Below are 10,493 nucleotides of genomic sequence, written 5' to 3' on the forward strand. Positions count from 1 at the left end.
AACTGAGTGCACCGGAATGCACTTGTCGACTCGGCCGAAGGCTTTCATCACATCGCCGCCGAGCCCCTGTCAGCGTGCTGACAGGGTCCGCTTGCTAACATGGGTGACCGCCCAACCGCCACGCACCGCCCACCGATGCCGCCGCCCTCCTCCGCCACTTCACCTGCACCGCCAGCAGGCGACGCGCAGCCGCCCGGCGTCCTCGCGCTGTTCATCGCGTTCTCGCAGATCGGCCTGACCAGCTTCGGCGGCGGGCTCAGCGGGCGGATGATGCGCGACTTCGTCTACGAGCGGCGCTGGCTCGACGAGGAGGCGTTCCTCAACGGCCTCGCGCTGTCGCAGGCGCTGCCGGGCGTCAACGTGAAGAACCTCGCGATCTGGATCGGCTACCGGCTCGCCGGATGGCGCGGCGCGGTGGCCGGCTTCACCGGCATCATCGCGCCGCCCGCCGTGCTGATCGTGCTGTTCGGCATCGCATTCTCGACCCTCACGCGCTTTCCGCTCACGCACGTCGCGCTCGCCGGCGCGGCAGCCGCGGCGATCGGGCTGTCGATCTCGATGGCGATCACCGCCGTGCGCCGATTGCCGCGCCGCACGTTGCCGTTCGCGGTAATGGCGCTCACGTTCGTGTCGGTGGCCGTGCTGCACTGGCCGCTCGTGTGGACCGTGCTGGTGGGCGGCACGCTGAGCGTCGCGCTCGAATACCGCCGCGCGGCCGCAACGCCGGCCGGGAGCGACACGCGATGACCGCATTGCAACGCTACGCCGCGCTGTTCGGCGTGTTCGCGCCGCTGTCGATCGCGACGATCGGCGGCGGACAGGCGATCATCGCCGACATCCAGCGGCAGGTCGTCGACGTGCATCACTGGATGAGCGCCACGCAATTCGTGAACGACTTCGCGATCGCACGGATGGCGCCGGGCCCCGGCTCGCTGCTGGCCACGTTGATCGGCTGGCAGGTCGCCGGCTTCTGGGGCGCGGTGATCGCGACGCTCGCGCTGTTCGGCCCGACCGCGTTCCTGATCTACGGCGTCGCGCATCTGTGGCGGCGGCACCAGGGCGCACGCTGGCAGATCGCGCTCGAGGCCGGCCTGCGCCCGGTCGCGGCGGGCATGATCCTCGCGTCGGTGTGGGTGCTGCTGCAGGCGCTCGACGGCGGCTGGGCCGCACGGGCAATCGCGGTTGCGTCGACGCTGTGCGTGATTTACACGCGCATTCACGCGCTGCTGCTGATCGCGATCGGCGCGCTGTTGCTCGTCGGCGTGCACGCGCTCGGCATGTGACGCGCGGCGACGCGGCACGCGACGGCGGCCGCGCATGACGCAACCGATACCTGCGCAACGACACGCGCGCGTCCGCATGCTTTTCACCGCTCGCGCGCCCCGCTCGCACAACCCATCGCCTAGACGCCGCGAAACACCGGCGCGCGACGTTCTGAAAACGCACGCAACCCTTCGTCGAAATCCGCGCCTTTGCACGCTTGCCGGCGAAGCTCGGCAATCCGTTCGAACGCATCGGCCGGCAACGGCCGCGCGTCCTGCAGCACGCGCAACTGCTCCTTCACAGCGTACACCGCGAGCGGCGCCTTCGCGGCGATCGTGCGCGCGACGTCGAGCGCCGCATCGTCGACGCCGCGCGCGTCGGCCAGCCGGTTCACGAGCCCGTGATGCGCGGCACGCTCCGCATCGAGCGGCTGCGCGCAGAAGAACATCTCCTTCAGCACGTGGATCGGCAGGTTGTCGTAGAAGCGCAGCAGCCCGCTCGTCGAATACGGCAGGCCGATGTTCGCGGGCGTCATCGCGAAACGCGCGTCGCGCGCCGCGACCACCAGGTCGCAGCTCATCACGAGATCGACCGCCCCGCCCCACGCCGAACCCGACACCGCCGCGATCACCGCACCCGGATAGGTGCGCACGCGCCGCAGCGCCCGTTCGAGCGGCTTGCCGTAGGCGAGCGGATCGCGATCGTCGGCCAGTTCGCGCAGGTCGTGCCCCGCGCTCCACACGTCGCCGTTGCCGTCGTTCGACAGGATCACGACGGGTGGCGGACGCTGTTCGGCCAGTGCATCGAGGTGCGCCACGAGTGCATCGAGCAACGGTGCATCGAGCGCATGCCGTCGCGCCGGATTCGCGAACCGCACGCGCGCGATCCGCTCGCCGACCCTGTCGACCGTCACGTTCGACGCCCCTTCGTGTTTCGTCGTGTCGCTCATTGCACGGCCTCCGCCACCGCTTCCGCCTGGAAGATCGCGCGCTCGGCCAGCAGCGCGTCGATTGCGTCGTCGCCGTAGCCGGCTTCGCGCAGCACGTCGACCGTATGCTCGCCGAGCAGCGGCGGCGCATGACGCGTGCGCGGCGCCGGCATCTCGTCGCCCATCCCGCCGAGCGGCGTGACGACCTGGCGCAGCGTGCCGAGCGTCGGATGCGCGACCGGCTCGACCAGCCCGCAATGCGCGAGCTGCGGATCGTCGAACACTTCGTCGAGCGTGTTGATCGGCCCGGCCGGCAGTCCGGCTTCGACGAAACGCTGCGTCCATTCGCGCTTGCCGCGCGTGCGCAGCCGGCTTTCGAGCAACGCTTTCAGTGCGTCGCGGTGTGCGACGCGCGCATCGTTGGTCGCGAAGCGCGGATCGTTCGGCAGCTCGGGCAGGTCCAGCAACTGGCACAGCCGCAGCCACATGTCGGTCGTGATCGGCGCGAGGTTGAGCGGCCCGTCGGCCGTCTCGAACACGCCGTACGGCGCGATCACCGCGTGCGCATTGCCGGTGCGCCGCGGCACGTCGCCGAGGCTCAGGTAGCGTTGCCCGTGCACGCTCAGCAGCGAAACGAGGCTTTCGAGCAGCGACGTGCCGACATGCTGCCCGCGCCCGGTGCGCTCACGCTCGTACAGCGCGGCCATCACGCCGGTCGCGACCCACATCCCCGAGCTGAGATCGCCGATCGCGGTGCCCGTGCGGGTCGGCTCGCCGTCGGGAAAACCGGTGAGGCTCATCAGCCCCGCATAGCCCTGCGCGATCTGGTCGAAGCCCGGCCAGTCACGCAACGGGCCGCGCGGGCCGAACGCGGTGACGCTGCCCATCACGAGCCGCGGATCGCGCGCACTCAGCGCGGCATAGCCGAGCCCCATCGCGTCCATCGTGCCCGCCTTGAAATTCTCGATCACGACATCGGCCTGCGCGATCAGCCGACGCACGACGTCGAGGCCGGCCGGCTGCCGGAAATCCACGCAGATGCCGCGCTTGTTGCGGTTGCAGGACAGGTAGTACGTGCTCACGCCGCGATCGAACGGCCCCCATGCGCGGCTCATGTCGCCGTGCGGCCCCGACTCGACCTTGATCACGTCGGCGCCGAGATCGGCGAGCACCATCGAGCAGAACGGCCCCGACAGCGCGCGGCTCAGATCGACGACCCTGATTCCTTGTAATGCCTGCATTCCGGACTCCTGATATTGATGACGAGGTGTGGCGTGTTGGCGGACGATGGCGGCGTGCCGCTCATTCGGGCAATGTCTGATGACGCGTTTCGACCGCGAACGGCAGGATCAGGATGCCGAGCCCGAACACGGCCGCGGTCCATGCGACCGGCACGCCGAGCGATCCGTAGCCGTGTATCGCGGCGCCGAGCAGGAAGTTCACGCCCGCGCCGATGAAACGGCCGACCGACGCGTTGAACGCGAACGCGGTGGCTCGTACGCGCGTCGGGTACTGCTCGGGCAGCCACAGCGAGAAAATCGCGAAATTGCCGCCGAAGAAACCGAGGAACGCGAGCGACACCATGAACGCCGCGAGCCCGTTCGGCTGGTAGAACGCCCAGCCGAACGCGAACACGATCGATGCGGCCATGCCCACGAAATACACGCCGAGCGCCGTGCGCCGGCCGAGCCGTTCGGACAGCCACGGCGCCACCAGGCAGCCGACGATCGTCGCGCACGACAGGATCGCCGCGCCGATCGATGCGAGCCGCATCGCGCCGATGTGGTCGATGCCCGCACGCGCCGCCAGCGTGCTGACCGCGCTCGCCTCGTACACGGAGCCGGCCCACAGCCCGACGATCGCGACGCCGACGAGGCTCGCGCTCGTCACCGTGCGGCGCAGGAAGGCCGGCGCGAAGATCTCGCGCAGCGGATGGGCGCGCCGTGCGTCGGCCACGTCGCCGTCGCGTGCGTCATGCCGGCGCCACTGGCCGGGCTCCTTCACGCGCATCACGGTGAACACCGCGAGCAGCGCGGGCGCGAGCCCGCACAGGAACATCGCGCGCCACCCGTAGGTCGCGCCGATCGTGTAGTTCAGGCACGCCGCAATGAAGAAGCCGAAGTAGTAGCCCGTCTGCAGATAGCCCGCACCCATCTTGCGGCGGTCTTCCGGCCAGCTTTCGGCGACGTAGGTGCCCGCGAGCGCCCATTCGCCGCCGACGCCGATCCCGGCGATCAGCCGGCACGCGGCCAGTGCCCACACGTCGTGCACGAACGCGGCCGCGCCGGTGAACACCGAGTAGATCAGGATGCTCGCGGCGAGCGTCCGCACACGGCCGAAGCGGTCCGCGAGCGGCCCCCAGATGAACGACAGCCCCCAGCCGATCAGGAACAGCGCGAACAGGATCGAGCCGTACATCCCGAGATTCGCGGGCGTCGCCGCGATGCCGGATGCCGGCAGCAGTTCGGTCAGCGCCGGAATCAGCACCAGTGCGTAGATCACCGAATCCACGCCGTCGAGCACCCAGCCCGCATACACGGCCCAGAAGCCCTTGACCTGCTCGCGCGTGAGCGGCGTGCGCCGCGGCTTCGCGCCGGCCGCCGGCGCGTCGATCGCCTTGAACATCTTCGTCTCCTTGCCGGCGGGGCCGGCGCTTTTGCCGCGTCCGGTCCGGGATGGCCGGCAGGCTGGCTCTTTTGTGAGACGAGTATAGAAACACCATCGATCGGGGAAAAATATGATATTCATCTCGCTCGATCAGATTCGCTTATGGCTCGAATCGGGAGGGGCGACGATGGACTTGAGGCAGTTGCGCTATTTCGTGAAGGTCGTCGAATGCGGCAACGTCACGCATGCGAGCGAGGCGCTGCATGTCGCGCAGCCGGCGGTCAGCCAGCAGATGCGCAATCTCGAACAGGATCTCGGAATGCAGCTGCTCGAACGCAGCGTGCGCGGCGTCGCGCCGACCGCCGCCGGCCGCACGCTGTACCAGCATGCGCTCGAGCTGCTGCGCCAGGCCGACGGCACGCGCGAGCTGCTGCGCCGCGATGCCGACACGCCGCAGGGCCGCGTGACGGTCGGGATGCCGTCGAGCACCGCGCGCGTGCTGGCCATCCCGCTCGCCCGCGCGGTGCGCGACCGCTTTCCCGGCATCATGCTGGAGCTGATCGAGGCGCCGAGCGCCGATCTCGACACGCTGCTCGAACGCACGCGGCTCGATCTCGCGATCGTCGTCGACGCGGTCGACACGCGCGGCATCGCGGTTCACCGGCTGCTGACGGAAACGCTGTACCTGATCACGTGGCCCGGGTTCCCGGTGCCGGACGATCCCGTGCCGCTCGACGCGATCGCGCGGATGCCGCTCGTGCTGCCGAGCGCGCCGAACACGATCCGCAACCGCGTCGACTGGGCGATGCGCGAGGCCGGGCTGTCGTACGAGATCAGCTTCGAGGCGAGCTCGACCGGCCTGCTGTTCGCGGCCGTGATGGCGCAGCTCGGCGTGACGATCCTGCCGTGGACGGCCGCGCACGTCGAGATCGAGGAGCGCAAGCTCAAGCTGTCGACGGTCGCGCACCGGCTGTTCGCGCGCGACCTGTCGCTGTGCTGGCACGATACGGCGCTCGTCAGCAACGCGGTGCAGAAGGTGAAGGCGGAGATCGTCCGGCTGTTCGACACGCTCGGGCAGCGGCCCGAGTGGGCATTGACAACGCCCCCGGGCGCCCCTTAACGTTTCGTTCATCGTAACCCTCACCGGTTCAGCTTAAGAGGTTGTCGGCCCGCTCGTGCTCGACACCTCTGCCTTCACCGAAGGCCTGCTGCTTGGCGCCGCGCTGTTCACGTCCGTCGGCCCCAAAGACGCTTTCGTCATCAAGCGCTCGATCTCGAGCCCCCATCTGCTTTCCATCGCCCTCGTCTGCGCAGGCAGCGACGCACTGCTGATCGTGCTCGGTGCGCAGGGATTGTCGTCGTTGCTGTCGCGACATCCCGGCGTGGTATCGGCCGCGCTGTGGGCCGGCATCGCGTATCTCGCCGGCTATGGCCTGCTTGCGCTGCGCTCGGCGATCCGGCGACGACAGCCCGAGCACGTCGACGGTCCGGGCACGGGCAGCGAATCCACGCGCTCGCGCACGGGACTCGCGACCGCCGCCGTCTCGCTGCTCAATCCGTATGCGTGGATCGACACCGTGCTGCTGCTCGGCACCGTGATCGTGAGCCACGCGTCCGCCGCACGCGCGCCGTTTGCGATCGGCGCGATGACGGCTTCGCTCGCGTGGTTCCTGATGCTCGCGTATGGCGCACGCGCATGCCGCGCGTGGTTCGCCCGCACGCTCGCATGGCGCATGCTCGATTGCTTCGTCGCGGTGATGATGCTCGGCTTCGCGGTGCGTTTCGCGATCGATGCACTGCGGGCGTCAGCGGCCAGATAACGTGCGAAACACGTCGTGCGCGCCGGCATGCCGCTCGAAGCCGATGCCCGGCGCTTGCGGCACGCGCGCGTATCCGGCGTCGACGCTTGCGCCATCGGCCAGTCCGCTGAACGGATGAAACGCGAACGGACTGACTTCCGCACCGCCGAGCCCGAGCGCCGCGACGACGTGCAGCGAGAACAGGTGGCCGCCATGCGGCCAGAACGCATCGCGCCGCCAGCCGCGCGATGCGAAGTGTTCGACGATCTGCAGATAGCCCGGCAGCCCGTAGCCATGCACCGGATCGAACACGAGCACGTCGCGCTCGGGCCGCAGGCCGCCGTAGCGGTCGAGCAGCTTCGCTTCCGCGAGCGAGAACAGCGCCTCGCCGGCCGCGATCGGCGGTGCGTAGCGCGTGGCGATGTCCGCCTGGAGCGGCAGGTCGAGCGGATCGCAGATATCCTCGAACCACCAGAGATCGAACGGCGCGAGCATCGCGGCGGCCGCGCCGACGGTCGTCGCGTCGTACGTGTTCATCGCGTCGACCGCGAGATGCGAACTGTCCGCTAATTGCCTTGCGGCTGCTTCGATGCGCCTGCGGTCCTGATCGAGATCCGCGCCGCCGATCTTGATCTTCGCGTGCGTGTAGCCGAGATCGGCAATGCGGCGCATTTCGTCCGACAGACGCGCGAGATCGTCATGCGGATAGCGGTAGCCGCCGCCGGCGTACACACGCACGCGTGGTGCGGCCGTCCGTTCAAGTCGGTCGGCGAGAAAGCGAGCGAGCGGCACATCGGCGATCTTCGCGGCGGCATCCCAGATCGCCATGTCGAGCGTGCCGACTGCGACACACCGTTCACCGTGCCCACCCGGCTTCTCGCCGGCCATCATCGCGCGCCATGCGCGGAACGGGTCGAGGTTCGTGCCGGCTTCGTCGGCGAGTGAGTCGGCGGCGGCCAGCAGACGCGGCGCGAACCGTTCGCGAATCAGGCCGCCCTGCGCGAAACGGCCGATCGACGCGTAGCCGCAGCCTGTCACCGGGCGGCCATCGCGCACGACGTCGGTGATGACCGCGACAACGCTCGTCGTCAGGCCGCCGGACGGGATCGCCGGGTCGGCATAGCGGGACACGGGAATCGCTTGTTCGTGGATCGCGGTGATGCGCATGGTCGGGGTTCCGAAGGTGGCAGCCGAGACGCTGGCAAACGACGTACGCGATGCGGCCGTAACAGTGGGCGGACCGCTGCATCATAGGCGCTGTCGCCGCAGGCTGCAGGCGTGCGCTACCGGGGCGGACGATCGTGCTGCAGCCGCTGCGTGATCGCCGAGAAGTCGGCCTGGATCACGGCGAAGATGAACGCGGTCGACATCCCGAACAGCAGCACGCCGCACGACGATTCGATCGCGCCGAGCATTCGCCAGTTCGCGGCGGGCACGATGCCTGACGCGCCCCGCGTCGACATCGCGTCGATCGAGAAGAACAGCGCATCGCTGAATGAACCGATCGCACCGACCTGCACGAGCGTCGCGCCCCACGCGATCGCCTCCAGCGTATGCAGCAGCCCGAGCGCGATGCAGATCAGCGCGATGATGCCCGTCACCTGGCGCAATTGTTGGTGGATGTCGTCGCGGCGCACGTCGAGCGCTTCGCGGAGCCGGCGCGCGACGACCGCCAGGCCGACCATCGCCGCGGTGTGCACGAGGATCGTGGTCATGCCGAGCAGGATGCCGATCGTCCAGCTTTCCATGGGAGGCCTTTGGGGTCGGGGGCGGCAGCGGGATGGGCAAAAGATTAACACCGGCGCCGCGCAATGGCGCGGGCGGGTGGCAATGGGTTTCCGGCGGCCGCACCGGGCGCGACGTCGGGCCATGCAATCGGCACACTCGGCACTTCCGGCCCTTTCGGGAGCGACGCTTGATATGTGCGCGTGCTCAGCCTCGCTGAAAGAAACGCGGTCATGCTCGGCGAGCTGTTTCCGAACCGGAACGCGTTCTATTGAGCCGGAATCCTCCGCTTGCCCTCCCGGCCCCAGGAACCGGGAAGGGATCGAGCGACGCAGGGACGCGTCGATCGGGTCGACCGGCCCGCTCAGGCAAAGACGAAGTACTTGCGCACCGTTTCCACCACTTCCCACGTGCCTTTCATGCCGGGTTCGATCACGAACACGTCGCCGGCCTTCAGGTGCACCGCCTCCTCGCCTTCCGGCGTGATGATGCAGTAGCCGTCGAGAAAGTGGCAGTACTCCCATTTTTCGTAGTTCACCTCGAACTTGCCCGGCGTGCAGATCCAGGTCCCCATGATCTTGCTGCCGTCCTTCGAGAGGTAGGCGTTCAGGTTCACGGTGTGCGGATCGCCGCCGATACGCTTCCACTTGGTCGCATCGAGGACCGGGGTCGGGCAGGTTTCGCGCAGAACGGTGATGAAATCGGACATGTCGGCTCCAGACTAACGATCGTGTAAGAGGCCTGTCACGTTAGTTCGAAAGCTTCGCGGGGACTTGTATGCTTCCGACGCGGACTCGTCTATTTTCGACAACGGCCTGCGGGCGGGTGCGCCGCCGTTCGTTCGGCTCCGCGTTGCACCGACGAACCGCTTCCAGCCGATCCTTTTTGACGACCATTTCCGGCAGCGCCACCGCACCTCCCTCGCGTCGTGCGGGCCTTGAAGCCACCGCCCAAAACAGCCCACTTGCCACATCTCGGCCAAACCCTGTAGAATTGCGCGTTCTGCGGGCGTCGTATAATGGCCATTACCTCAGCTTCCCAAGCTGATGACGTGGGTTCGATTCCCATCGCCCGCTCCACTTTCCGGCTGCATCGCAGCCTGCGCATGAGCCGCCTCGTCGAAGGCGGCTTTTTTGTACCATGTGCCGGTTCCCCCGGCGCACTGCTGCGCGCAACGGGCCCTCGCCCGCAACCGAGCCTTTCTCTGTCACCGATGATGCACGACGATCCGAACGAAGCCGGCCTGCCGCCGCACGACGACGCGATTCCCGATGAAGCCGCCGAAGGCGCCGACGCAGTCAATCCGCTGCACCACCGCCGCATCCGCAGCTTCGTGACGCGCGCCGGCCGCGTGTCGACCGGCCAGCGCCGCGCGATGGACGAACTCGGCCCGCGCTTCGTGGTGCCGTATGCGCCGGAACTGCCCGACTGGAACGCGGTGTTCGGCCGCAGCGCACCGCGCATCCTCGAGATCGGCTTCGGCATGGGCGCATCGACTGCGGAAATCGCCGCGAACCGCCCCGGCGACGACTTCCTCGGCGTCGAGGTGCACGAACCGGGCGTCGGCGCGCTGCTGAAGCTGATCGGCGAGCAGGATCTGACGAACATCCGCATCATCCAGCACGACGCGGTCGAAGTGCTCGAGCACATGCTCGCGCCGGAAAGCCTCGACGGCGTGCACATCTTCTTCCCCGACCCATGGCACAAGGCGCGCCACCACAAGCGCCGGCTGATCCAGCCGCCGCTCGTCGCGCATCTCGCGTCGCGCCTGAAGCCCGGCGCGTACATTCACTGCGCGACCGACTGGCAGAACTACGCGGAACAGATGCTCGACGTGCTCGGCGCGGAGCCGACGCTCGAAAACACGGCCTCCGACTACGCGCCGCGCCCCGACTACCGCCCGGTGACGAAGTTCGAACGGCGCGGGCTGCGGCTCGGCCACGGCGTGTGGGACCTGGTGTTCCGCAAGCGCGCAGGCTGAGCCCTCCCGCGGAGTCGGGCGCACGCCGCCCTGCTCCGGACAAGAAAAAGCCCGACCGGCCTATGAACTGCACCCCAAAAGTTGGACATCGATCCAACCTTTGGGGTGTTTTTCATGAGCAAGTACACGGAGCAGTTCAAGGTATCCATTGCAGAGGAGTACGAGTCCGGCCACGCTGGGTTCCGTGAGA

Annotated in this window: 11 protein-coding genes and 1 tRNA gene; 6 read left to right on the forward strand and 6 right to left on the reverse strand. The window is 68.4% G+C overall.

What is annotated here, in order from left to right; translation table 11 throughout:
• Window positions 1-135 precede the first annotated feature (135 nt).
• Complete coding sequence (locus tag QZM35_RS33685) at window positions 136-747, forward strand: chromate transporter (protein WP_089430727.1); 612 nt, start codon at window positions 136-138, stop codon at window positions 745-747.
• A complete protein-coding gene (locus QZM35_RS33690) occupies window positions 744-1,283 on the forward strand; it encodes a chromate transporter (RefSeq protein WP_089430726.1) in 540 nt (179 codons plus the stop codon). The genes QZM35_RS33685 and QZM35_RS33690 overlap by 4 nt, the downstream gene beginning before the upstream one ends.
• 119 nt (window positions 1,284-1,402) lie before the next feature.
• Here QZM35_RS33690 and scpB read toward each other — a convergent pair whose 3' ends face one another.
• The 3 genes from scpB to QZM35_RS33705 all read right to left on the reverse strand — a co-directional run bounded on the left by scpB (window position 1,403) and on the right by QZM35_RS33705 (window position 4,816).
• On the reverse strand, window positions 1,403-2,212 hold the full coding sequence (gene scpB / locus QZM35_RS33695) for a methylmalonyl-CoA decarboxylase (RefSeq protein ID WP_301777566.1): 810 nt from the start codon (window positions 2,210-2,212) through the stop codon (window positions 1,403-1,405).
• Window positions 2,209-3,432 carry a CaiB/BaiF CoA-transferase family protein gene (locus QZM35_RS33700; protein ID WP_301777567.1) on the reverse strand — a complete coding sequence of 408 codons (1,224 nt, stop codon included), beginning with the start codon at window positions 3,430-3,432 and terminating at the stop codon, window positions 2,209-2,211. The genes scpB and QZM35_RS33700 overlap by 4 nt, the downstream gene beginning before the upstream one ends.
• 61 nt (window positions 3,433-3,493) lie before the next feature.
• Window positions 3,494-4,816 (reverse strand): MFS transporter, encoded by a 1,323-nt coding sequence (locus QZM35_RS33705; protein ID WP_301777568.1) that lies wholly within the window; start codon window positions 4,814-4,816, stop codon window positions 3,494-3,496.
• Window positions 4,817-4,985: 169 nt separating this feature from the next.
• Between QZM35_RS33705 and QZM35_RS33710 the strand changes: the two genes are divergently transcribed.
• Entirely contained in the window at window positions 4,986-5,918 is a 933-nt protein-coding gene (locus QZM35_RS33710; RefSeq protein ID WP_089430724.1) for a LysR substrate-binding domain-containing protein, read from the forward strand.
• A 55-nt stretch (window positions 5,919-5,973) separates the two neighbouring features.
• Window positions 5,974-6,618, forward strand: a complete 645-nt coding sequence (locus QZM35_RS33715; RefSeq protein ID WP_301777569.1) for a LysE/ArgO family amino acid transporter — start codon at window positions 5,974-5,976, stop codon at window positions 6,616-6,618.
• Here the strand turns inward: QZM35_RS33715 and QZM35_RS33720 are convergent.
• From QZM35_RS33720 to QZM35_RS33730, 3 genes are all read right to left on the reverse strand, one after another.
• Window positions 6,604-7,764, reverse strand: a complete 1,161-nt coding sequence (locus tag QZM35_RS33720) for a mandelate racemase/muconate lactonizing enzyme family protein (protein WP_089430722.1) — start codon at window positions 7,762-7,764, stop codon at window positions 6,604-6,606. The genes QZM35_RS33715 and QZM35_RS33720 overlap by 15 nt on opposite strands.
• Window positions 7,765-7,880: 116 nt before the next feature.
• Window positions 7,881-8,345 carry a hypothetical protein gene (locus tag QZM35_RS33725; protein ID WP_089430721.1) on the reverse strand — a complete coding sequence of 155 codons (465 nt, stop codon included), beginning with the start codon at window positions 8,343-8,345 and terminating at the stop codon, window positions 7,881-7,883.
• A gap of 341 nt (window positions 8,346-8,686) precedes the next feature.
• A complete protein-coding gene (locus QZM35_RS33730; RefSeq protein ID WP_006752094.1) occupies window positions 8,687-9,031 on the reverse strand; it encodes a cupin domain-containing protein in 345 nt (114 codons plus the stop codon).
• Window positions 9,032-9,326: 295 nt separating this feature from the next.
• Here QZM35_RS33730 and QZM35_RS33735 point away from each other — a divergent pair.
• Window positions 9,327-9,401: transfer RNA gene (locus tag QZM35_RS33735), tRNA-Gly, on the forward strand.
• Between the two features lie 134 nt (window positions 9,402-9,535).
• Window positions 9,536-10,303, forward strand: a complete 768-nt coding sequence (trmB, locus tag QZM35_RS33740) for a tRNA (guanosine(46)-N7)-methyltransferase TrmB (RefSeq protein ID WP_089430717.1) — start codon at window positions 9,536-9,538, stop codon at window positions 10,301-10,303.
• The last annotated feature ends 190 nt before the right edge of the window (window positions 10,304-10,493 follow it).

Origin of the sequence: Burkholderia sp. AU45274, assembly GCF_030482505.1 — a bacterium.
In the GTDB taxonomy this organism is placed as follows: Bacteria; Pseudomonadota; Gammaproteobacteria; order Burkholderiales; family Burkholderiaceae; genus Burkholderia.